The sequence below is a fragment of the Mesorhizobium sp. WSM4884 genome (genome assembly GCF_029625675.1).
Classification (GTDB): Bacteria; Pseudomonadota; Alphaproteobacteria; order Rhizobiales; family Rhizobiaceae; genus Mesorhizobium.
Map to the genome: position 1 here is coordinate 69,313 of NZ_JARTVO010000019.1, position 22,541 is coordinate 91,853.

The 22,541-nt window shown below is 61.2% G+C and carries 23 protein-coding genes; 5 read left to right on the forward strand and 18 right to left on the reverse strand.

Going from position 1 to position 22,541, the window contains the following annotated elements; genetic code table 11:
- Nucleotides 1–35 precede the first annotated feature (35 nt).
- Together ppsA and P9236_RS24550 are read left to right on the forward strand one after the other, a co-directional pair.
- Nucleotides 36–2,441 (forward strand): phosphoenolpyruvate synthase, encoded by a 2,406-nt coding sequence (ppsA, locus tag P9236_RS24545; protein WP_278077238.1) that lies wholly within the window; start codon nucleotides 36–38, stop codon nucleotides 2,439–2,441.
- Nucleotides 2,438–3,118 (forward strand): CBS domain-containing protein, encoded by a 681-nt coding sequence (locus P9236_RS24550; protein ID WP_278077194.1) that lies wholly within the window; start codon nucleotides 2,438–2,440, stop codon nucleotides 3,116–3,118. The genes ppsA and P9236_RS24550 overlap by 4 nt, the downstream gene beginning before the upstream one ends.
- Nucleotides 3,119–3,201: 83 nt before the next feature.
- Here the strand turns inward: P9236_RS24550 and P9236_RS24555 are convergent, their stop codons facing one another.
- The 7 genes from P9236_RS24555 to pqqB form a co-directional block, all read right to left on the reverse strand.
- Nucleotides 3,202–3,939, reverse strand: coding sequence for a rhomboid family intramembrane serine protease (locus P9236_RS24555; RefSeq protein WP_278077196.1), 738 nt, complete (start codon nucleotides 3,937–3,939; stop codon nucleotides 3,202–3,204).
- Nucleotides 3,923–4,942 (reverse strand): lysylphosphatidylglycerol synthase transmembrane domain-containing protein, encoded by a 1,020-nt coding sequence (locus tag P9236_RS24560; RefSeq protein ID WP_278077197.1) that lies wholly within the window; start codon nucleotides 4,940–4,942, stop codon nucleotides 3,923–3,925. Before P9236_RS24560 ends, P9236_RS24555 begins: the two co-directional genes overlap by 17 nt.
- Before the next feature lie 1,530 nt (nucleotides 4,943–6,472).
- Nucleotides 6,473–7,498, reverse strand: coding sequence for an alcohol dehydrogenase AdhP (adhP, locus tag P9236_RS24565; RefSeq protein ID WP_278077198.1), 1,026 nt, complete (start codon nucleotides 7,496–7,498; stop codon nucleotides 6,473–6,475).
- 344 nt (nucleotides 7,499–7,842) lie between these two features.
- Nucleotides 7,843–8,985 carry a pyrroloquinoline quinone biosynthesis protein PqqE gene (pqqE, locus tag P9236_RS24570; protein WP_278077200.1) on the reverse strand — a complete coding sequence of 381 codons (1,143 nt, stop codon included), beginning with the start codon at nucleotides 8,983–8,985 and terminating at the stop codon, nucleotides 7,843–7,845.
- Nucleotides 8,982–9,278, reverse strand: coding sequence for a pyrroloquinoline quinone biosynthesis peptide chaperone PqqD (gene pqqD / locus P9236_RS24575; protein WP_278077201.1), 297 nt, complete (start codon nucleotides 9,276–9,278; stop codon nucleotides 8,982–8,984). Before pqqD ends, pqqE begins: the two co-directional genes overlap by 4 nt.
- Entirely contained in the window at nucleotides 9,278–10,033 is a 756-nt protein-coding gene (gene pqqC, locus P9236_RS24580) for a pyrroloquinoline-quinone synthase PqqC (RefSeq protein WP_278077202.1), read from the reverse strand. Before pqqC ends, pqqD begins: the two co-directional genes overlap by 1 nt.
- A complete protein-coding gene (gene pqqB, locus P9236_RS24585) occupies nucleotides 10,030–10,968 on the reverse strand; it encodes a pyrroloquinoline quinone biosynthesis protein PqqB (RefSeq protein WP_278077203.1) in 939 nt (312 codons plus the stop codon). The genes pqqC and pqqB overlap by 4 nt, the downstream gene beginning before the upstream one ends.
- A 45-nt stretch (nucleotides 10,969–11,013) precedes the next feature.
- On the opposite strand from pqqB, the gene P9236_RS24590 reads away from it, so the two are divergent.
- Nucleotides 11,014–11,481, forward strand: a complete 468-nt coding sequence (locus tag P9236_RS24590) for a hypothetical protein (protein ID WP_278077206.1) — start codon at nucleotides 11,014–11,016, stop codon at nucleotides 11,479–11,481.
- Here the strand turns inward: P9236_RS24590 and P9236_RS24595 are convergent.
- The 3 genes from P9236_RS24595 to P9236_RS24605 all read right to left on the reverse strand — a co-directional run bounded on the left by P9236_RS24595 (nucleotide 11,424) and on the right by P9236_RS24605 (nucleotide 14,877).
- Nucleotides 11,424–12,290, reverse strand: coding sequence for a substrate-binding domain-containing protein (locus tag P9236_RS24595; protein WP_278077207.1), 867 nt, complete (start codon nucleotides 12,288–12,290; stop codon nucleotides 11,424–11,426). The two genes, P9236_RS24590 and P9236_RS24595, sit on opposite strands and share 58 nt — an antisense overlap.
- A 1-nt stretch (nucleotide 12,291) precedes the next feature.
- Complete coding sequence (locus P9236_RS24600) at nucleotides 12,292–12,816, reverse strand: c-type cytochrome, methanol metabolism-related (protein ID WP_278077208.1); 525 nt, start codon at nucleotides 12,814–12,816, stop codon at nucleotides 12,292–12,294.
- 159 nt (nucleotides 12,817–12,975) lie between these two features.
- Nucleotides 12,976–14,877 carry a methanol/ethanol family PQQ-dependent dehydrogenase gene (locus P9236_RS24605; protein WP_278077209.1) on the reverse strand — a complete coding sequence of 634 codons (1,902 nt, stop codon included), beginning with the start codon at nucleotides 14,875–14,877 and terminating at the stop codon, nucleotides 12,976–12,978.
- Nucleotides 14,878–15,570: 693 nt separating this feature from the next.
- Here P9236_RS24605 and P9236_RS24610 point away from each other — a divergent pair.
- Nucleotides 15,571–15,924 (forward strand): hypothetical protein, encoded by a 354-nt coding sequence (locus P9236_RS24610; RefSeq protein ID WP_278077210.1) that lies wholly within the window; start codon nucleotides 15,571–15,573, stop codon nucleotides 15,922–15,924.
- A gap of 182 nt (nucleotides 15,925–16,106) precedes the next feature.
- Here the strand turns inward: P9236_RS24610 and P9236_RS24615 are convergent, their stop codons facing one another.
- The 4 genes from P9236_RS24615 to P9236_RS24630 all read right to left on the reverse strand — a co-directional run bounded on the left by P9236_RS24615 (nucleotide 16,107) and on the right by P9236_RS24630 (nucleotide 18,858).
- Nucleotides 16,107–16,847, reverse strand: a complete 741-nt coding sequence (locus tag P9236_RS24615; RefSeq protein WP_278077239.1) for an ABC transporter ATP-binding protein — start codon at nucleotides 16,845–16,847, stop codon at nucleotides 16,107–16,109.
- A complete protein-coding gene (locus P9236_RS24620) occupies nucleotides 16,816–17,562 on the reverse strand; it encodes an ABC transporter permease (RefSeq protein WP_278077240.1) in 747 nt (248 codons plus the stop codon). The genes P9236_RS24615 and P9236_RS24620 overlap by 32 nt, the downstream gene beginning before the upstream one ends.
- Nucleotides 17,563–17,633: 71 nt before the next feature.
- Nucleotides 17,634–18,623, reverse strand: a complete 990-nt coding sequence (locus P9236_RS24625) for an ABC transporter substrate-binding protein (RefSeq protein ID WP_278077211.1) — start codon at nucleotides 18,621–18,623, stop codon at nucleotides 17,634–17,636.
- Nucleotides 18,624–18,648: 25 nt separating this feature from the next.
- Nucleotides 18,649–18,858, reverse strand: a complete 210-nt coding sequence (locus P9236_RS24630; protein ID WP_278077212.1) for a hypothetical protein — start codon at nucleotides 18,856–18,858, stop codon at nucleotides 18,649–18,651.
- Nucleotides 18,859–19,124: 266 nt separating this feature from the next.
- On the opposite strand from P9236_RS24630, the gene P9236_RS24635 reads away from it, so the two are divergent.
- Nucleotides 19,125–19,505: a cytochrome c family protein gene (locus tag P9236_RS24635; protein WP_278077214.1), complete on the forward strand. Its 381-nt coding sequence runs from the start codon at nucleotides 19,125–19,127 to the stop codon at nucleotides 19,503–19,505.
- A gap of 118 nt (nucleotides 19,506–19,623) precedes the next feature.
- Here P9236_RS24635 and gph read toward each other — a convergent pair whose 3' ends face one another.
- The 4 genes from gph to cbbX are packed head-to-tail and all read right to left on the reverse strand — an operon-like array spanning nucleotide 19,624 to nucleotide 22,522.
- Nucleotides 19,624–20,325, reverse strand: coding sequence for a phosphoglycolate phosphatase (gene gph / locus P9236_RS24640; RefSeq protein ID WP_278077215.1), 702 nt, complete (start codon nucleotides 20,323–20,325; stop codon nucleotides 19,624–19,626).
- A complete protein-coding gene (locus tag P9236_RS24645) occupies nucleotides 20,322–20,879 on the reverse strand; it encodes a thioredoxin family protein (protein WP_278077216.1) in 558 nt (185 codons plus the stop codon). The genes gph and P9236_RS24645 overlap by 4 nt, the downstream gene beginning before the upstream one ends.
- 21 nt (nucleotides 20,880–20,900) lie before the next feature.
- Nucleotides 20,901–21,587, reverse strand: coding sequence for a ribulose-phosphate 3-epimerase (rpe, locus tag P9236_RS24650; RefSeq protein WP_278077217.1), 687 nt, complete (start codon nucleotides 21,585–21,587; stop codon nucleotides 20,901–20,903).
- Complete coding sequence (cbbX, locus tag P9236_RS24655; protein WP_278077218.1) at nucleotides 21,584–22,522, reverse strand: CbbX protein; 939 nt, start codon at nucleotides 22,520–22,522, stop codon at nucleotides 21,584–21,586. The genes rpe and cbbX overlap by 4 nt, the downstream gene beginning before the upstream one ends.
- Nucleotides 22,523–22,541: the final 19 nt, after the last annotated feature.

A 22,541-nucleotide genomic window follows, 5' to 3' on the forward strand; every position in this document is an offset into this window, starting at 1 on the left:
ACCCGGACAGTGATTTCGATTTCGGAGGTGAGGTGATGGCTGCGCAATCCAGTCCACGGATCGTCTGGTTCGAAGACATCGGACGAAATGATGTCGCCCGTGTTGGCGGCAAGAACGCTTCGTTGGGCGAACTGGTCCGAACGCTGAGTTCGCAAGGCATTCGCGTGCCCCCGGGCTTTGCGACGACGGCCGAGGCCTATTGGACATTCGTCCAGGTCAATGGTCTCGAGGAGCGAATGCGGCGCCTTCTCACCGATCTGAACGAGGGCAAGATTTCCCTCGAGGAGGCGGGTAAGGCCATTCGAGAGCTGTTCTTGCACGGTGACTGGCCCGAGCAAATAGCAGACGAGATAGCTGCCGCTTATAGGCAGCTTTGCGAACGCGCGGGCAGACCGGAAATCGACGTCGCGGTCCGTTCCAGCGCCACAGCCGAAGACCTGCCGGGCGCCAGCTTTGCCGGCCAGCAGGAAACTTTCCTGAATATTCGCGGCGAGCGGGCGCTGCTCGCTGCCTGCCGCCGCTGCTACGCCTCGCTCTTCACCGACCGAGCGATCAGCTATCGCAAGGCACAAGGCTTCGACCATATGAGCGTCGCCCTCTCAATCGGTGTTCAGCAGATGGTCCGCTCGGATATCGGCGGATCGGGCGTGATGTTCTCGATCGATACAGAGACAGGGTTCAAGGATGTGGTGCTGATCGACGCCAGCTGGGGGCTTGGCGAGAATGTCGTGCAGGGCATCGTCGATCCCGACGAGTACCAGGTCTTCAAGCCGCTGCTGGCGGATTCGGCCGTGGTGCCGATCATCGGCAAGAAGCGTGGCAGCAAAGAGCAAAAGCTGATCTACGCCGCCGGCGAAAAGCCGACGCGCAATGTCCCAACCTCCAAGGCGGAGCGCATGGCCTTCGTGCTCGAAGAAACGGAAATCCTGACGCTCGCCAGATGGGCTGCAGCGATCGAAGCCCATTATGCCTGCCCGATGGACATGGAATGGGCCAAGGACGGCGAGACGGGCGAGATGTTCATCGTCCAGGCAAGGCCGGAGACGGTTCAGTCGCGTCGTCAGGCGGCCGCGTTCAAGTCCTACAGGATTGTCAAAGCCGGGCGGAGGATTTTGAGCGGCCTCGCCGTCGGGGACGCGGTGGTAGCGGGCCGTGTCTGCCTGATAGAGGATCCCCGCGACATCGGCAACTTTGTCGACGGTGCGGTTCTCGTCACCCGCACCACGGACCCAGATTGGGTGCCGGTGATGAAGAGGGCGGCCGCGATCGTCACCGACCATGGCGGGCGCACGTCGCATGCGGCCATCGTCAGCCGTGAATTGGGGTTGCCGGCGGTCGTCGGCGCCGGCAACGCCACCGCATTGCTCCATGACGAGCAGGAGGTGACAGTCTCCTGCGCGGAAGGAGATCAAGGCTTTGTCTATGAAGGGACGGCGACGTTCGAAGCCGAAACGGTCGAGGTAGGCAATCTCCCGCAGACCCGCACGCAGCTGATGCTGAACCTCGGGAACCCCGCGGCGGCCATGCATTGGTGGCGCCTGCCGGCGGACGGCGTCGGCCTCGCCCGTATGGAGTTCGTGGTGAGCAACCACATTCGGATCCATCCGATGGCGCTCCTGCGCTACGACGGACTCAAGGATGAGGCCGCAAGACGGGAAATTGCTGAGCTGACGGTCGGCTACCCGGACAAGGCTGAGTACTTCGTCGATCGCCTGGCGCGCGGCTTGGCGCGAATTGCCGCGGCGCTTTATCCCAAACCGGTCATCGTCCGCATGAGCGATTTCAAGACGAACGAATATGCCGGGCTGATTGGCGGCGCGGAGTTCGAGCCGAAAGAGGAAAATCCGATGATCGGCTTCAGGGGCGCCGCCCGCTATTATTCGCCGCGCTACCGGGACGGTTTCGCGCTCGAATGCCGCGCGGTCCGTCGTCTGCGCAACGACATGGGTTTCCGCAATGTCGTCGTGATGATCCCGTTTTGCCGATCGACGCACGAGGCCGACCGCGTGCTGGAAGTCATGGCCGAGAACGGCCTGCGCCGCGAAGAGGACGGGCTCGAGGTCTTCGTCATGTGCGAGGTTCCGTCGAATGTGATCCTTGCGGCCGAGTTCGCAAAACGCTTCGATGGGTTTTCGATCGGCTCGAATGATCTCACGCAGCTCACCCTCGGCGTCGACCGGGATTCGGCCGACCTGGCAGCCCTGTTCGATGAGCAGGATCAGGCGGTGAAGTGGATGATTTCCAGCGTCATCGCAGCGGCACGAAAGGCGGGCGCCAAGATCGGCCTCTGCGGCCAGGCACCCAGCGACCATCCCGAATTTGCCGCCTTCCTCGTCGAGTGCGGCATCGATTCGATTTCCGTGAGCCCCGACAGTTTCATCACCGTAAAACGCCAGATTGCTGCGACCGAAGCAGCAAGGAAATCGGAGAAGGCAAAATGAAAGCCAGCGACATAATGACGATCGGCGCGATAACAGTGCGTCCTGACAGCACCGTCGCTCATGCGGCGCGCCTGATGGCCGAACGCGCGATCAGCGGCTTGCCAGTCGTTACGGCGCACGGAAAGCTCGTCGGAATGATCACCGAACATGACCTGCTGCACCGCAAGGAACTCGGCACCGCCGACCGTCGCTCGCGTTGGCTCGATCTTTGGCTGAATGCGGACAAGTTGGCAAAGCAATATGCCCGTGAGCACGGTCGCAAGGTGGAAGACGTGATGAGCCGCGACGTAGTGAGCGTTGATCCGGATACCTCCATCAGCGAGATCGTGGAGCTCATGGAGACCAGAAGGATCAAGCGGGTTCCCGTGGTTCGCGACGAACAGGTGATCGGTATGGTCAGCCGCGCCAATCTGTTGTCGACCCTGGCCCGGCTGACAGGCGAGCCGCCTCAATCAGTTTTGAACGACCTGGTAATTCGCAAGAATATTGCAGACGAAATCGCGCGACAGCCGTGGGCGCCGAGCGCCACGGTTGATATCCTCGTTCGCGACGGCGTGGTCACACTGAACGGAACGGTCAAGGCCGACCATGTAAAGGACGCCGTCCGGGTGGTTGCCGAGAACGCAGTTGGCACAGTTCGGGTATGGGACAATATTCGCGTTGTCACGGATACCTGAGTGCCTGGTTTGCGGTGGCGCGAGGCCACTTGCGCATCGCTGCGCAAATCAGAGATTGCCTATTCTACAAGCGCTGAAGTGCTCTATCGCCGCGGCACCTTTGGCACCGTTCCCGACCACCGCCTGGTCTCGATGTTGCGGCCAAGCGCCAGAGCGTTCGCGACCTTTGCAAAGACAATTCCAAACAGGAAGCCGCCGATGTGCGCCCACCACGCGATATCGCTGCCCATCGAGTGGGCGAACAGTGCTTGCGTCCCTTGCAGGATCTGGGCAGCGAACCAGAACGCAGCGAAGAACAGTGCAGATACCGGGATGAGGAGGGGCAGGAACAGGATCGGCACAAGAAGAATGACCTGCGCCCGTGGGTAGGTCACGGCATAGGCGGCGATAACGGCGGCAATCGCCCCCGAGGCGCCAAGCGCAGGCTCCGAAGACGTCCAATAGGCAAGAAGGTGCGTGGCGCTGGCAGCCACCGCGCCTGCCACATACAGGATGAGAAACCCCAGGCGGCCGCATCGGCCCTCCATGGCTGGACCGAAGATCCAGAGGCTCCACATGTTCAAAATAATGTGCAGCCAGCCGCCGTGGAGGAAGGTGTTGGTGAGGAGTGGCCAATAGTTGTTCGGGTCGAGGCCTGCGGCGATTGCCGCTCGTGGGGCCGAATAACGCGATGGAATAAGGGCAAAGTGCTCCAGAATTCGGTTCAGGTCGCGTTCGGGCATCCCGCTCATCCAGAGGAAGATCGCAAAATTGATAGCAATCAGGCCAAAGACGATGAGCGGCCGGCGGGCTCGTGGAGCCGTGTCATAGATTGGTATCATGCAGGGCCGTCTCGTCCATTTCGCTGCGCAACAGCCAAAGCCCCGGCACCATCGGCAGCCAGAGTGTGAACCCGCGCAGGATCAGGGTGGCGGCAAGACTGCCTTCGATGCCGCTTCCCATAACGTGGAGCAGCCCTGTGCAGGTTCCCTCGAAAGTGCCCAGGCCGAGGGGAATTGGTGAGAGCGTCGCCACTCCCGAGGCCAGGACGAAGCTCAGGAACGCGCTGACCGGATCAACAGCGAGCCCGACCGAGCGGGCAGCAATCCATAATGTCCCCGCGTCCAGCAGAAAGACGCCAATCTGCAGAAAGAATGCTTCAAGAATGAGTTTCCCATCGCGCAGAATGTCTGTGCGAGCGCTGCCGAGAATCTGAGCCATCTTTGCCGCCGGCGCCCAGTGAAGCGCGGCCTTCGGGATAATTCGTCCTTGTCGCCGGATCAGGAGGAAGGTGGCGAGCACCAACGCCAGAAGAACGGTGACGAAAGCGATCGCAAGCGGAAGCCAGGCAGCGCCGATGTCGCCGCTGTGCCACAAGATCACGAACGCCAAAAGACCGACCATCAGGTAGCTCGCATAGTACGAGAACCCGTCCACTAGGAGCGCTGTCATGACCAGCGGCGGGGCCACTCCCCGCCGCGCCAGTCCTTTCGCGACGATCATAGTGCCGCTCAAGCCGCTGGAGGGCAGCGCCTGATTGGCAAAAAGCTGGACAACCGCGAGCTTGAACAGGCCAGCAAACGACTGTCGGGTTCCAGCGCGCGAAAGAATCCTGAACCAGACGGCAGCAGCGCAGGCATAGGTGGCGATCTGGAAGGCCACCGCCGCAGCAAGCCAGAGAGAATCGGCGGATTTCAAGGTGGACAGGAAAACCTGAACGTCACCGAAATGCAGCGCAAAGCTGACAATCACGCCCAATAGAAGCAGGCCGGCCAGCCAGCCGATCGCGGCGCCGATGCCCGGAAGCTCGATTTCAGGAAGGCCAGGCACGGATTTGCGATCCATAGCCTCTTCCGCTTTGGGAGAGAGCGCAGGGTCCTGCCGATGCTGCGGGAGAGCTTCCTCACTCAAGAGGACACGTCCTCAGAAAATGAGATTCCTCGCATCGCCGTTTTTTTCTGCTTGCGAATTCGGAAGGCGGATTCGTGTGACATAATCATCTCACGCTCAAGCAATAGGCTTGTCCGGCCCTAAGATCGGCGCGGGCGTGCTGCAACATCGCCTGGCCGCCACATTAGCCTTATCGATGATCATCCGGAGTTTCTGAGAAAGCCGTCGGTTAGACAGGAATTCGAATGATCAAGCGTCGTGCGCAAGGCCTCGATCCTGGAAGGGGCCATCCTGAAGTAGCGGCCAATCCTTTCGTTCGAAAGGCCGAGGTCGACCAGTACGGCGATCGTCAGCTCAGGCCGGGGCCCCAAATCAGGACACCTCCAATTGAAGCTCGCACACGCTTTCTGACGATATTCCCGCAATTGTTCGCCCTCCGAATGTACCCGCTATGCATCTCTGCACTTCATGCTTTCGTCGACCCAGGCGCCAACTCTCACATGCGTTACGAATAGCCACTGATCAGCCGACATCATTGATGCGCGTCAAGGATCAGTCATCTTCGCATCGGAACCAGGCTCAGTCGGACCGGCATCAGGGCTAAAGTCCTGATGGTAGCCACACTGTACTCCTAGCCTTGATCCACACCTGCACGACGAGGGACAAGGAGTCGCTGATTGCGGTCTCATCTCGCTGAGAGGCGAAGCTGGGTGCCAAGCAGCGTTGGTTCACGTCCATCGTCAAGATAGAAGCGCGCTGTCTTCCAGGTAGTCGCCTGGTCAAAAGCCGGTGACGATTGGAGGCGGCGAAAAGTTCTTGAAGCCAAGTCGCGGCTCGTCACAGCCTGGATCGAATTCGCCGAGTGGAACCGAGCGGTGACATTGAGGTCCGCTCGTATGGGGGGTGCTTGAGGTGTCAATCGAACCAGTGGTCTGCGAGCACCCGGCAACCGTCACAAGTAAAACGACCGAGGCAATTAGGTTGCTGCCCTTGAGAATCTGTTTTCCTCTTGACATGAATACGCCCTTTCCCATGTTACAAAACAACAAATTAGGTAATTATTTACCATAAGCTGCTCACGGTTTTCTTTGTCCTAGATCAAAACACGGTACGGATTTGAAACGCCGAGAGAGGGCCGCGTCGCGGATGCCGTATTTTGATGCGGTTCCACAGCCTTCGCTTATCCCTTCCGGAGACCGGACCTATGATCTGTGGCGACCTGTGCTTGCGGGCCGAAAAGCTGATGGGTCATGACGGTGTTGTCCCGGGTTGGAGACGAAGCTTCTACCCGGCGGCAAAAAAAGTGGGCCACCGCGGCCAAGCAGCGGGTACCAGATCGCGGAGGAATGGCGGGCTTGGCGGCTTAACGAGATAGGCTCGAAAACTGCGGCGAAAGCCCAGTGACGACGAACATCTCGTCGAACATCTGCCATCGCGGACATTTCGGGACGAGACGGCTTTCGCAGCCTCGTCCCATGGCAAAAACTACAGCGTCATCACCATGCGGCCGTCGACCTTCCCGGCTCCGAGATTATCGAAGATCGTATTGATGTCTTCGAGCTTCGCCCTGTGAATGTGTGTCTTGACCTTGCCTTCGGATGCGAACTCAATGGCTTCCGCCAAATCCTTGCGCGTACCGACGATGGACCCTCGGATCGTGATACGCTTCAGCACAACGTCGAAGATCGGTGTACCAAACTCGCCGGGCGGAAGGCCGTTCAGGCTGATCGTGCCCTTGCGTCTGACCATCTGCAGGGCCTGTGAGAAGGCCGGCACCGAAACGGCGGTAACCAGCACGCCGTGAGCGCCGCCGCCGGTCGCCTTGACCACCTGCGCCGCCGCGTCGGGCGATTTCGCGTTGATGACAGCGTCAGCTCCAAGCTGGCGCGCCAGGGACAGTTTCTCGTCAGTCACATCGAGCGCGGCCACATGCAGACCCATTGCCTTGGCATATTGCACCGCGACGTGCCCGAGACCGCCGATCCCCGAAATAGCGATCCATTCGCCCGGCTTGGCTTCGGTCTCCTTGATGCCCTTGTAGGTGGTCACGCCTGCGCAGAGGATCGGCGCCATCTCGGCGAAATCGACATTCTTGGGAAATCGCGCCACGTACGGAGCGCTGCCGATGGCGTATTCGGCGAAGCTGCCATTCACCGTATAGCCGCTCATATGCTGGTGCTCGCACAGCGTTTCCCACCCGGTGCCGCAATATTCGCAACAACCGCACGCGTCGTGCAGCCAGGCGATGCCGACAGGGTCACCTTCTTTAAGTCCGGTGACGCCTGGCCCCAAGGCGGCGACGATGCCGGCCCCTTCATGGCCCGGGATGAATGGAGGCGTTGGCTTGACCGGCCAATCTCCGCTCGCCGCATGAAGGTCGGTGTGACAGACGCCGCTGGCAATGATCTTGATCAGGACTTCTCCCGGCCCCGGCTCGGGGATCGGCATTTCCTCGATCGTCAGCGGCTTGCCGAATGCGTGGACCACCGCGGCCTTCATTGTCTTTGCCATAATCGATCTCCGTTGAATTGGTCGATCGCACAGTAGAAGCGCCGGGCCGCACGGCTTTGATGCAGGTCAACGCCGTCGCCGGCGTCGCCAGATCAAGGCCGGAAAGATTTCTGGGCCGGTCAGCCGGCGACGGAACTTTCGTGCTGCTTGTCCCACGACAACAGTCTCGGACAAGGCCCGGTGGACATCAGGCAAAGGCGCCGCCGAGCTACATCACCTCAAGGACACTATCCTGCTCAGGCTGCCATTCGAGGAAGCGCCGAACCGCTATAAGTATTTGGTTTTACGAAAACTCTTAACGGAAACCGTACGGACTTTGCGAAGGGTTTCGGCGTGAGCTTGCATTACAGGGAGCGCGCAGCGTGCCTTTCGTTGTCGGGTCGGGTTGTGGCGCCGATCCGCCGGAAGATGAAGCGTTCCGCGCCGTTTCTCTCCGGCGCTGCCCCTGCCAGCGCGGCGTCGGTCATGTGCTTGTGGATCGGCGACTTGATGCAGGCCGGATCCGTAGCCGCGGCATCACCGGCAATCGCCATCGCCTGACACCTGCAGCCGCCCCAGTCGACCTCGCGGCGCTCGCAGCTTCGGCACGGCTCCTGCATCCACTCGGTGCCGCGGAAGGCATTGAATGCTGGTGAATCGGTCCAGATTTCGGCAAGCGTGCGCTCTCCGAAGCGCTCGAAGCGAAGCGAAGGAATCGTCTGCGCGGCATGGCACGGCAGCACCGTGCCGTCCGGGGCCACCATGAACGCATCGCGCGCCCAGCCGCCCATGCATGGCTTGGGGTAGATGGCAAAATAGTCAGGCGGGACGAAATCGATGTTGATGACGCCGGCCAGCTGTTCCTGCGCCGCCGCGACGGCGTCCGCCTGCCGGTCGACCGCGGCGCGTTCGGGCATCAGCGCATTGCGATTGGCCAGCGCCCAGCCGGCATATTGCACGTTGGCGATCTCGAGCCGCTCCGCGCCCAACGAAAGAGCCAGATCGATGAATTCCGGCACTTCCTCGATGTTGTGACGATGGATCGGCGCATTGATGGTGAGCGGCAGCCCGGCCGCGCGGGCGCGGCGTGCCGTCTCCAGCTTCTTTTCATGGCTGCCGATATGATTGCCGATACGGTCGGTGGTCGCCGGGCGGGCACCCTGAAAGCTAAGTTGCAGGTGGTCGAGACCGGCTTCGGCAAAGGCCTCGATGCGGCCATCGGCGATGTTGATGCCGGCGGTGATGAGGTTGGTGTAGACACCGCGCGCCGAAAGTCCGGCGATCAATTGCTCGAGGTCGCGGCGCAGCGTCGGCTCGCCGCCGGACAGATGCACCTGCAGAACGCCGAGATCGGCGGCCTGCGAGAAGAGATCGAGCCAGGTCGGTGTGTCGAGCTCGCGATTGGCCTTCAGCAATTCAAGCGGATTGGAGCAATAAGGGCACTGCAGCGGGCAGCGATGCGTCAGTTCTGCCAGCATGCCGATCGGAGGGAGAACGGCCTCGCTCATAGCCTCACCAGCAGCTTGTCCGACCATTCCTGCAGAAAGGCGATGACGTCGGCCGCCACGGCCTCCTGATCGGCGTCATAGTCGGAGGCAAGGTGGGCGATGATGTGGCCGACAGTGGATCGCCCATCGCAGCGGCGCAGTATGTCGAGGCTGATCTCGTTCGGCCAGAATACCTTCTCTGGCGAAAGCACGGCGAAGGCCTGCCTCACAGGGTCGTACTGTATGCGCACATGCTTCGGCAGCGACGGTATGGATTGCAACGACACCACGGCTCTTTCTCGCGGCGCCATCATCAGGCCGACTCCGGGCGAAAGGCGCCGGGAGGTATGTTTCCCGGCGCGCCATAGGCATGTTGAAGCGCGTCGAGCATGGCCCAGAGTATATCACATTTGAACACCAGCGCATCGATCGCCTGCTGCTGGCGTTCCGCCGTATCGGCGTGGCCGAGCACATAGGTGAGGGCGAAGTCGGCATCGCGCGATGCCTGCTCGGGCCGCCGGCTGAAATAGGCCAGCGTATCCTCGGTGACGTAGTCGTATTTGGCCAGCATCGCCGGCACCCGTTCGCCGATGATGCGCGGCGAGAACATCTCGGTCAGCGAAGACGCGACCGCCTCGAGCGGCGTCCGGTTCGTGCAGAAGGAAAGGTAGGCACCGACAGCGAAACGGGTCGCCGGCAGTGCCAGCCTTTCGCTCTTGACGGCTTCGGCATCGAGCCCGAGCGAGGTTGCCAGATGCAGCCAGCGCGCGATGCCGCCGCTCCAGCCGTCCTCGCCGTCGTGGTCCTCGATGCGTTTGCGCCAAGCAGCGCGAAACGCGGGATCCTCGGCACGTGCCAGGATCATGGCGTCCTTGCGCGGAATGACGGCCTGGTAGCAATAGCGGTTCAGCGCCCAGGCCTGCATTTCGGCCTTCGACAGGTCGCCACTGGTCATTCTGTGATGGAAAGGATGACGATTGTGATAGCGCTCGTCACCGACCCGCCGCAGCACGGCCTCGAGTTCGGTCTTGGACAGGCCACCTGCGGCCGCATCGCGGAAATCGCTCAAAATTCCATCTCCATCCCATCGCTGGCGACTTCCCAGCCAGCGGCTTTGACTGCCGCGTGTTCGGCGGAATTCTCGTCGAGAACAGGATTGGTGTTGTTGATATGGACGAAGATGCGGCGGCCTATCCTCAAATCGGCCAAGCCGGCAATCGAACCCGCTTCTCCGGACATCGCGATGTGCCCCATGCGCGCACCGGTTTTCTGGCCGACGCGGGCAACGATCATCTCGTCGTCCGTGTAGACGGTGCCGTCGAGCAGAAGACAGGCGGCATCGCGTACGCGAGTACGCAGGGAGGCATCGATGCGCGCGCAGCCGGGGATGTAGAAGACAGCGCCGCGGCTGCCGGCCCCGGTGATGCGGACTCCGATCGTGTCACCCGTGTCGGAGCTGAAATCGGCGCTGGGATCGCCTCTTTGCTCGAGATAGAGCGCGATCTTTCCGGGCACGGGAAAGACGTCGACGACCACACCGGTCTCGTGGCCGTCCGCATCGCGGATCGCCAGTTCCTCCGTTGGCGCCAGGAGGCGCCGCGGCACGATCGCTGGGTCGAGAACATTGAAAATCGAATTCGCCGCCAGCGTCGCCAGCACCTGCGCCGTCGCATAGATTGCGAAAGGCTGTCGTTCGCGCAGGCTGAGCAGGCCGGCGATATGATCCACGTCGGCGTTGGTCAGCACCACCGCGCGGATAGGCGTCGAACGCGGCGGCGCGTCGGCTGCGGGCTGCAGTTCAGGCGTCTGCGCAATCTGCTGGCGAACGTCGGGCGACGCGTTGAAGAGAACCCAGCCTGCTCCGTCCGCCGATACGGCAATGCATGATTGGGTTCGTGAATGCACGCCGGGCATTCCGGCGCGAGCCGCACGGCTCAGGCGATAATTGCAGTTCCATTGCGGAAAGCCGCCTCCCGCCGCCGATCCGATGATCTTCACGCGCATGACAATGCCTGCTCCGCGGCCCATTTGACCGGCAGCAAATTCACGATGGCAAACGGCTTCGCGCCCGCGTTTCCCACGGCAAAGCCCGTCGCCAAGACCTCACGCGGCAAGGGGTGCATGCCCCTGTTGCCAGGGACATGCACCTTTGCGGCCTACTTCCTGGGAGGAATTTCAGCAGGCAGATACCGCGAAATTTCGAAGCCCGCAGCAACCTGGCACATGGTCGGTTTCTTCCAGCTCTTCTTCTTCATGGCATTCTCCTCTTCTGCCAGCCCGAAGGGGCCGGTCATGTCGTTTGCGCCATTGCGGGCAACGCAATGGCTCGTCCATCACCTCACAAATGGACAAATGAAACAATGGGTTCTCAAACAACCAAAAGCAAATGAGCAAAGCACAATTATCTATCTCAAGATCGTTCCTTCTCTCCATCATCTGTCCAGTTTCACACCTATATGTCACCCTGGCGCCGCCGTGATCGCGTTGTCATGCTCGTCGATCAGCGGCACGTTGTAGTCGAGCAGGAGCTTGTTGATCTCTGCCTGGTTCTCTCGGATCACCTTGTTGAGCGTACGCTTCCATTCCTGATCGGATGGACGTACCCCCATGGTGATGCGGTAGGACATGCGCGAGCCGGTCTTTTCCTTGACCAATGGGACGATCGCAACATTCGCATTGAGTTGCTTGGCATAGTAGCCCGCCATCGGCCCCCATAAAATTGCCGCGTCGATCTTGCCGGCAAGCATGTCCTTGATCACGACCTCTCCCATCGACGGGGTGACGCGCGTGTCGACGGACAACGGGTAGATTTTTGCCGTTCGCAGGAGTTTGTTGGCGGCCATATTGGCAGTCGGCGGCGTGCGTTCGACGACGCCAATCCTCTTGCCGGTGAGTTTCGGATCCTCGATCGTCTCGACACCTTCGAGGTCGTCGCCCTTCGGATGCACGAGAACGTAGGAGGAGCGATAGTAAGCATTGGTGTTCTGCACCAGCTCATCGCCCTGAGCATAGCCCATGATGAGGTCGCATCGGTTGGCGGCAAGCGTGTTGCGCACGAAGCCTATGACGGTCGGAAACCATGTGTAGGCGACCGACTTCCTTCCCGTCTTGCGGGCAACCAGCTCGGCCAGCTTGTTTTCGAAACCTTGGCCGTTCTGGTCGGTGAACGGCATGTTCGAAGGATCGGCGCAGACGCGCAGCGTATCGGGATCGACCAGTTCGCCCGCTGCCCCGAGGCCCGCGCCTTGCGCCTGGGCGCTCGACGGCGACATGGCGAACGCGCCGAGGATCAGCAAGACAACGCGTTTCGATGCGCCGACGTTCATGTCATCCACCCATGCAGGATTTTTCGGCATCTTTCGCCGCTTGAGCCTTGTCTTCGTGCTTGGGCGGCCTTCCACGGGGTGCCGCGCCATCCGCGCGGGCACGCAGATAGACGTAGAGATCGTCCAGGTAGCAATAGACGTTCTTGTTGTCGCCGAAGGCAGGCATGACGTTTTCCTTGCCGTTGGCGGTATTCTTGCGGCCCTGGGCGACGATCGAGAGAAAAGTGGGGTAGTCGATGTTTTTCAAGCTGTTCGCCAGGGCCGGCGCGTAGCTCGAACCTGTTCCGTCCTGTCCGTGGCAGACATGGCAGTCCGAGTGATAGCGGCGATAACCGCTGAACGTGTACCAATCCACGGTTCCGTTTTCGATCTTGTAGGTTGGATTTCCATCCGCGTCCAAATACTTGCCGCCCTCTTCCTTCACCGCCTTGGCTTTGTCTGCGCTGTCCTCAGCCCGCGCCAGACTTGAGCCGGCCGGAGGCAGAAGAGCCAGGGCGAGAACGGAAATTGCAATGCGAACAAACATTCAGACGCTTCCTTTTTTTGCCAAGGACAAAGGGTTGCCGCCGCGCCGCGGCGCTGATCGATGTTTCGGGTGCGCGGCAAATCGAGAGCCCGGAAATACCTCCGGGCAGCCGGGCTCTCGTATTTTCAGGTCTTCGGTCCCTAAGGCCGTTTCCGGATATCAGTCCGGAAGACCGAAGACGGTCAGCTGGCCGCCCAGCGTCGTATAGTCGGCAAGTGCTGCGTAGCCACCGACTGCTCCCAGACCGGCGGTTCCAACGACCGCGGCCTGATCGCCTTGCGCGCGGCCCTGATCGACGGCGCCATGCCAGGCAGCGGCGTTATCGGGTGACAGCAACCCGCCGGCGAGGCCGATGCCGGCCCATCCACCGACGCCGGACAGAACGGCGATGTACTGCTTGCCGTCATGCTCGAAGGGAGTGACGTTGCCGATGATGCCGGACGGAGTCTTGAACTTGTAAAGTTCCTTGCCCTTCTCATCGACTGCCTTGATATAGCCTTCGAGCGTTCCGTAGAAGATCACGTCACCGGCGGTCGCCAGTGCGCCCGACCACACCGAGAACTGCTCGGGCTTCGACCAGACGATCTCGCCCTTGGCAGCATCCCAGGCGATGAAGTTGCCCATATTGCCGTTACCGCCAGGCGCGGGATACATCGACACCGTGGCGCCCACATAAGGCTGGCCGGCCGTGTAGCTCACCTTATATGGCTCGTAGTCCATGCACACATGGTTGGTCGGCACGTAGAACAGGCCGGTCTTCGGCGAGTAGGCGGCCGGCTGCTGGTCCTTGGTTCCAAGTGCTGCTGGGCAGATGCCCGTCGAGTTGGTGTCTTCGCCGTTCTGCTGGGTCGAATATTTCGCCACGACCTGCGGGCGGCCATATTCCTTGCTCTTGGGGTCCATGTTGACTTCCGTCGCCCAGTTCACCGCCGGATCGTACTTCTTGGCGACGAGAAGTTCGCCGGTGGCGCGATCCATGGTGTAGGCGAAGCCGTTGCGGTCGAAATGCACCAGCACGTCATGCTTCTTGCCTTTGACCTCCATGCCGTCGACGAGGATCATCTCGTTGATGCCGTCATAGTCCCATTCGTCATGTGGGGTCATCTGGTAGACCCATTTGGCCATGCCGGTGTCGGCATCACGGGCAAAGATGGTCATCGACCAGCGATTGTCTCCGGGGCGCTGGACCGGGTTCCATGTCGAGGGATTGCCGGTACCATAGTAGACGAGGTTCAGCTTCGGATCATAGGAATACCATCCCCAGGTCGTGCCGCCTCCGGTCTTCCACTGCTCGCCTTCCCAGGTGTTCGTGCCGGAGTCCTTTCCCACCGGCTTGCCAAGCTGAGTGGTCTTCTCGGGATCGATCAGGGTGTCTGCATCCGGACCTTCCGAATAGGCCTTCCAGGCGAGCTTGCCATCCTTCAGATTGTAGGCGGCCAACCAGCCGCGGACGCCGAATTCCGCGCCGGAGACGCCGACGAGAACCTTGTCCTTGACGACCACGGGCGCCGACGTCCCGGATTCACCCTTTCCGCCGTCGGTGTTTTCGCCGTTCTTGACCGACCACACGACCTTGCCGGTCTTGGCATCGAGCGCAACGACGGTGGTGTCGGCCTGGTTGAGAATGATCTTGCCGTCTCCGTAGGCGACGCCGCGATTGACCGTGTCGCAGCACATGATCGGAATGACGTTCGTGTCTTGCTTGGGCTCGTACTTCCAGAGGATCTTTCCGTCCTTGTTGAGATCGAGAGCGTAGACGGTGTTCGGGAAGGGCGCGTGAACATACATCACATCGCCGATGATCAGCGGTCCACCCTCGTGGCCGCGCAGCACGCCGGTCGAGAAGGTCCACTTGACCTGCAGGTTCTTCACGTTCTCCTTCGTGATCTGCTTGAGCTTCGAATAGCGGGTGTTGGCGTAGTCACCCGTCTGCATCACCCAGTCTTTCGGGTTTTCGGCCATCTTCGCGAGCTCTTCGTTGGCTGACGCCGCATAGAGCGCGCCGAACGACAGTAGCGTCGAGGCCGTTACAATGTAGGTAGCTTGCGTAAGTGCGCGCATCAATATCCTCCCAGGTTAACGACGAGAATCGATTGTTAAACCCATAAAGGGCAGTCCAAGCGATTCATTTGGGAAGTATTTCCGGCAGCGTGTCACGACCTAAACTAACCAGTAGAGGCACATTTCTGCCCTCCACCCATTCAGCCTAGCCTGCACCCGCCCAATTGGCCTACGAAAGACTGCCGCCGCTCCCTTGTTACGGCGACGTCCTTGAAGCCGGAAACAAGGTAAGGCTATGTCATCGCAAAATGCCAGGCAAGGAAAAACCCCCGTGGGCATATTGCATTGCGTCATCAATTTGCTGCAACGCAATATAAAGAAGAATGGTAAAAAATAATCCCGGCAACGGTCCGCCGAACGGCTTCAGCCATGTCATGCTGTATATAAAATTCTCACCTTTCCATATTCATGGAATGATATGATTGAACTTTATTTCAGCATATTTTACTGAATTTGTTGGCGAGGCCATCTTTGGTTGCCCGGTAGTGAGCGAGGGCCGAAAAGAAGCCAGGAAGATGAGTGCGGGGAGGGATCACGAGGCTGCCCTGATCCGCTGTTGCCGGTGGGCAGGGCATTCCTCCTTTGGTCCTATACGGCGGCAATGAGAGGTTGACCCGGCTCGCGGCATGTCGCCAACTTGGCGCGACGATGATGGCTCGCTGCACGGCGCTCGGGCAACCGGAGGAATTTCTCATGGTCAGATATGTTGGATTTTCGATCCTGCCGCTCCTCTTTTCGCCGACAATGGTCCTTGCAAACCCAGCAGGCACCGCGGGAGACTACCCGACGGCGACGGTCGTCGACTATGTGCTCGGCTGCATGCAGACGAATGGCCAGACACGTCAGGCGCTGGAGAGTTGTTCCTGCTCGATCGATGTCATCGCCTCGATCCTGCCTTACGACCATTATGAGAGGGCCGAGACCTTCAAGAGCATGTCTCTGACGACAGGCGAGAATGCAGGCCTGTTTCGCGAAAGCGCGCCGGCGAAAGCCGCGCGTACGGAGTTGAAGCGTGCGCAGGCGGAAGCCGACGTGCGTTGCTTCTAAAGCGCGTCGCGATCCTTCGGATTCGCTCCGTACGCTTTAAAGCGCGTCGCGATCGTTCGGATTCGCTCCATGCGCTTTAGCTTTTGATTTTACGCATGTCTTTGTCCCGAAACCGGTTCCCACTTTCGGGAGACATGCTTTAACGCGTCGCTCTTCAAGGGCATTTCGCGCCCGCTGGGCGATCAGGTCACGCCCGGAAATTTCTGCTGGAACGACCGCAGAAGGTCGCTCGTCGCCTCCGGGCTGCGGTGCTGCCGGGGCAGCGCTACGTCGAAAATGCCGAGCACATGCGCGGGCCGCGGCGCGAGCACGATGATGCGATCCGACAGCGTCAGGGCCTCGGTCAGGTTGTGCGTCACCATCAGGGCGGTCGTAGGCCGGGCCGACCATACCGCAAGAAGCAGGTGCCGGAGCTGCTCGGCGGTCCGCCCGTCGAGCGAGACGAAGGGTTCGTCAAGGAAAAGCACCGCCGGTTCGGTGGCGAAGGCTCTCGCGATTGCTGCCCTTCGCGCAAGGCCGAGCGAAAGCTCCGCCGGATAGAGCGAGCGCATGCCGGCGAGACCGAGAGTGTCAAACAGCCCGTCGAGATTTTTCGTTCGCAGGTCTTTCGGCAGCGCCAGCCTGACATTCTGCTCCACCGTCCGCCAGGGCAGCAGGGTGGGTTCCTGGAATACGGCGGCTATGCGGTTCGAGCCGCCTTCAGGCAGATGAAAGGACCCGGAAAACTGCTTGTCGAGCCCAAGCAGAATACGCAGCGTCGTGGTCTTGCCGCAGCCCGATGGTCCGAGCAGGCAAGCGAATTCGCCTTGCCGGACCTCGAAGGAAAGGTTCTTGAGCGCCGTGACCGAGACGCCCTGCGCGGACCTGAAGGTCTTTTCGGCGATGTCGACCCTAAGCGGGGCGACGGCGCCAACGGGTTGCATGTCGTTCAACGGGCTGCACCAGAAGAAGTTCGACGACGAGCATCACCGCCACGAAAGCCAGCGTGTAGGCCAAAATGGCAGCGACGTCGAAAAGCTGGAAATAGAGATAGATTTGGAAGCCCACACCGTTGGAGCGGCCGAGCAGTTCGACCACCAGAACGATCTTCCAGATGAGCGCGATGCCGGAACGCGAGGCGGCGGCCAGATAAGGCTGCAGCTGCGGCAGCAGGATATGGCGAACGCGGTCGAGGGGACCGAACCGGTAGACGGTCGCCATTTCGGCGTAACTCGGGTCCAGCGCCCTGGCGCCCTCGCGCATGGTTACCACGACATTCGGGATCTTGTTCACGGCAACCGCGCCTATCGCCGCCACCTCGTTGAGGCCGAACCAGATGTAGGCGAGCACGATGATTACCAGCGCGGGAATATTGAGGAACAGGATCACCCAGGGATTGAAGAACCGGTCCGCGCCGCGGTAGCTGCCGAGGAGAATACCGATCACCGATCCGACAATCATCGCAACGACATATGCCGCGGCAACTCGGCCGAGGGTTACGCCGAGATGGTAGAAAAGGTCGCCGCTCGCCGCCTCTCTCAGCAATACCTGCCAGACCTGTCCAGGCCCTGGAAGGGCTCGGCTCGGCCAGGCGTTCGCCGCCAGGCCCCACAGCAGGCAAAGCCCGAGCAGAGAGAATATCACCGTCAGCGCGGGCATCAGCGCCGCTGCAGGGCCGGAGCGGCTGGAAGCGGTGTCGCCAGGCTTGCGATCGCCGGCGTCTCTTGCAGTCATTTCGGAGGCTCCTGCCAGAACGTGCCTGGCGCCATGTCCGGCGCGCTGCCGACCAGCTTTTCGCCGCCGATCCCGGCCAGCACACGATAGAGCCTGCCGGCATCGGCCGCTTCCTCGGCGACCGGCCGCCTGGGGATGCCCTCGCGATAGCGGTCGCGCAGCTTTGCCAGTTCCTTGCCATCCGCGCGGACGATCGGCGCGAGGCGCAGCCACTCTTCGTCGGACCTTGCCAGCAGATCCTTGGCCTGCGCGGAAGCCTTGAGGAAGCCGCGGACTGCCTGCGGATTGTCGTTCGCCCATTTATCGTGGAACACATAGCCGAGCGCGGACACCGGGCCTGCAGCGCCGAGCGCCTTTTCCGCATCGTCGGCGCCGATCAGCCGGCGAAAGCCGTTGGCCTCGAGCCGGGCGCAAAAATGCCAGAAATTGAGCACCGCATCGAGTTCGCCCTGGATTGCTTTTTCCGAAATCAGCGGCGGCGCGCCAAAGACGACATCGCTGATCGCCGGCAGGTCAAGGCCGTGATCGCGCCTGGCCAGCGCCTGTATCAGCAGCCAGCTCTTGTCGAGGGCCCCGCCGGCGACGCCGATCTTCTTTCCCTTGAGGTCGGCGATCGTGCGCATCGGCGATGCGTCCTTCACCATGATCGCCCCGACGGCCGTCGAATAGGGGGCCAACGTGACATCGCCGCCGGCCGAGCGCTGGCGCGAGACCCACAGCCAATCGGTCACGATCATGTCGATCGCGCCGGCCAGTAGGGCGACATTGGTCGCATCCTCGCCGGCGAAATAGATGACTTCCAGATCGATCCCGTTGGCCGCGTCGAACTTGCGCTTTTTCAGCGTGTCAAGCTCCCAGCTCACCGTACCGAACTTCAGCACGCCAATGCGGACCTTGGACGCGGCGGAGGCGGCAATGGCGTGCGAGCCAAGAAACGCTGCCGTCCCGAGAGCCGTCAAACGGAGCGTTTCCCGCCGCGAAATCATGGTGTTTCCTCCCGGGATTGGCCGGTCAGATCGCCCGGTCCTTCGTCGGGAAAGCGCATTTCCAGCGCCTGATCTTGAAGGTCGGGTGATCCTGCGACCATTTCGCGATCTCGCTAGGCGCCAGGATCATGCATTGGAACAGGGAGCCGCGGTTCTCGAAATAGAGATGCTCATTCCTGCAATTGCCGGGATTGGCGCTCAGGCAAACCGTCAATATGAGGTCGACCATATTCATGCAGCACCTCTTGCGCGCATAGACGCCCGCTCTGGCGAAATTCTGCCCGCCCCATTGCCTGGGAAAATATCAGCCCGGACAAACGCAGCCTGACCGGGTTCTCGAGGTGCCCATGAGAATCCAGAATGACCTGAAGTTACGCGTTCACCCTGAGGCCGTCAACAAAGGCGAAAGGACAGTTGGTGTGGACCTTCGTATGGTTGACTTCGTCAAAGCAATGGCATGCAAATCATCCGGGGCGTCTTGACGATCAATGAGGAAATGCCATGCGCGCTATCGCATTTTTCGCCGTCGTATTCTTAGCGACTTTCATCACGAACCAATCCCAAGCGCAGGATGCCGCGGCGGGTGAGAAGGTCTTCATGAAATGCAAGGTCTGCCACGTCGCGGACAAGGACCAGAACAAGGTCGGTCCGTCATTGAACGGCGTCATCGGCCGCACGGCCGGCACGCATCCGGGGTTCAGCTATTCGCAGGCCATGATTGCGGCTGGAAAGTCCGGCGTGAAATGGGACGAGCCAACGCTGACGACCTACCTCCATGATCCAAAGGCCATGGTGAAAGGCACGAAGATGGCGTTTGCCGGCCTCAAGGACGACAAGGACGTAGCCAACGTCATCGCTTACCTCAAGCAGTTCTCGAAGTAACGGCCTCGCCGGCCGCTCGATTGCGATCGGCCGGCGACTGCCTCCGCAATCGGCGCAGCCGGTATTGCATGTCGCCCAAAGCGCGTTTTTGGGAGAATGACATGCGACGCGACGCGCTTTAGGCAGCGGCATGCAGCCGTCGCATCGCGGAAGGCAGATCGAGCAGGCTGTCGCAGACAAGGTCTGCGCCAAGCTCTTCGACGGGGGCCTGAGTGTAGCCGCCGCGCAGCAGAACGACGGGCGTGCCGGCGGCGCGCGCGGCGCCGACGTCGCTGCCGCTGTCTCCCACCATCAGCGTGTCGGCGGGTTCGACACCAAGCTGGTTGAGCGCCAGCAGCAGGGCATCGGGTGCCGGTTTCAGGCATGTCACCGCGTCTCCGCCGACGATCGCGCCGAGATACTCCGTCAAGTGGAAATGCAGCAGGATTTCGCGGGCCGCCAATTGCGGCTTGTTGGTGACGACGCCCATGGCTATTCCGTTTAGGTGGAAATGCGTGAGCACTTCCCTGACGCCGGGCATCAGCCTCGTCAGGCCGGTCAGATGTCTGCGGTAGATCGGCGCCATGGCGCGGTTGACCTCGTCGAGCGCGCCGGCGAGAAGCGGGGCTCCGGAAGCCGTGAAAGCCCGCTCGACCAACTTTCTCACGCCGCCACCGATCATTGCCCTGACCTGATCCACGCGTAACGGCGGCAGGTCGCGGCCGGCCAGCAGCTCGTTGACGGCCGCCGCTATGTCGGGCGCCGAATCGATCAACGTGCCGTCAAGATCGAACAGGATCGCCCTCGGAGACCGAAACCGCCTGCTTGCACCGACGTTCATGCGGCCTCCTTCCATTTGATCGAGCAGCCGATCGAAGCGATCTGGTCCAGCGGTCCGTCACCTGTTCGAGCGACCTGCTTTATCGCCTCGAACAGATCGCGCCTCAGGCCGGGCGGTCCGGCGTCCCGTCGCGATGCGTCCAGCCGGCCGCGATATTGCAGGGTCAAATCGCTGTTGAGGCCGAAGAAATCCGGGGTGCACACGGCACCATAGGCGCGCGCCACCGCCTGCTGTTCGTCGTGCAGGTAGGGGAAGGTGAAAGCATTCGCCCTTGCGAATAGCTTCATGTTGTCGAAGGAATCGTCTGGATAGGTGTCGGCATCATTGGAGTTGATCGCCACAAAGCCCACCCCTTCGGCCTTGAGGTCATTGGCGTCACGCACGATGCGCGAAATCACCGCCTTCACATAGGGGCAGTGATTGCAGATGAAAGCGACGACCAGCCCGTTGGGGCCGGCTTGGCCGAAGATCGAATGCGATTTGCCGTCGGTGCCGGGCAAAACGGCATCCACGGCTTGCCAGCCGAAATCGCAAACAGGTGGGATCGCCGCCATGTCATCCTCCGACCAAGCAGTTCAAGCGGCTCGCCGGATCGCTCCGTCGGCCGCCTGTCTGATCGCGCCGATATTGGCGCGATAGGCCGCCTCGGTGCCGCCCTTGAAGACTGCGGAGCCGGCGACGAGCACATTGGCGCCGGCCGCTGTGACCAGGGGAGCCGTCTCGGGCGTGACGCCGCCGTCGATCTCGATGTCGATCGGACGTTGGCCGACGAGCGCCTTGACGCGCCTGACCTTGTCGATGACCGCCGGAATGAAGGCCTGGCCGCCGAAACCCGGATTGACCGTCATCAGAAGCACCAGATCGAGCCGGTCGAGAACATATTCGATGACGCTTTCCGGTGTCGACGGATTGAGCGACACGCCGGCCTTCTTGCCGAGGTTCCTGATCGCCTGCAGCGAACGATCGAGATGCGGCCCGGCCTCGGCATGCACCGTGATAATGTCGCACCCGGCATCGGCGAAAGCGGCAAGATAGGGATCGGCCGGTGCGATCATCAGATGACAGTCGAAGACCTTGTCCGTTCGATCGCGGATTGTCCTGATCACCGGCGGGCCGAAGGTGATGTTGGGCACGAAATGCCCGTCCATCACATCGAGGTGGATCCAGTCGGCGCCTGCTGCCGCGACGGCCTCGACCTCGTCGCCGAGGCGCGAAAAATCGGACGACAGAACGGAAGGGGCGATGATGGTCTTTCCGGTCATTTGCTGCCTCCTTGCCCAGGATTTAGCGCGAACACCCGGCTGGCGGTGATGTCCTCAGCCGAGATCGTCGACAGTGCCTTTGCATCGAGCGGTCCCTCGGCGCTCTCGAACAGGCGATTGGCCTGCCGCAGCCGTGCCCGGTCGAGCGCGTTGCGGATCGAGCGGGCATTGGCGAAATGCGGCTGCGAGCGGCGGCGTGCGATGTAGTCGGTCATTGCGGCGGTTGCCTTCGTGTCGAACAGATAATTTTGCTGTTCGAGCATTTGTTCCGCGATCCTTAGGAGCTCGTCGTCGGAATAGTCGGGAAAGTCGATGTGGTGGGCGATGCGCGAGCGGAATCCCGGATTGCTTTCGAAGAAGCGATCCATGCGCTGCGCGTAGCCGGCAAGGATCACCACGAGATCGTCACGCTGGTTCTCCATCACCTGCAGCAGGATCTCGATCGCCTCCTGGCCGTAATCGCGCTCGTTCTCTGGCCGATAGAGATAGTACGCCTCGTCGATGAACAGCACCCCGCCCATCGCCTTCTTCAGGATCTCCTTGGTCTTGGGCGCGGTGTGGCCGATATACTGACCGACCAGGTCATCACGCGTCACCGAAACCAGATGGCCCTTGCGAATATAGCCCAGCCGATGCAGCAGGTTGGCCATGCGCAGCGCGACGGTCGTCTTACCGGTGCCGGGGTTGCCGGTGAAGCTCATATGCAGCGTCGGCGTCTCGTGCGCGAGGCCCATGCGGCGGCGGGCCCGCTCGACCAGCAGGAGCGCCGCCGTTTCGCGGATGCGTCTTTTGACCGGGGCGAGCCCGATCAGCTCGCGGTCGAGCTCGGCCAGGACGTCCTTGACGCCGGAAGTTTCGAATTCCTCACGCAGGTCGATCGCCGCCGGGACGGCGTTTTGAGGCACTTCCGTTTCGGCCAGGGCTGGCGCCGACATGGCATTCTCCTCTCGTCGT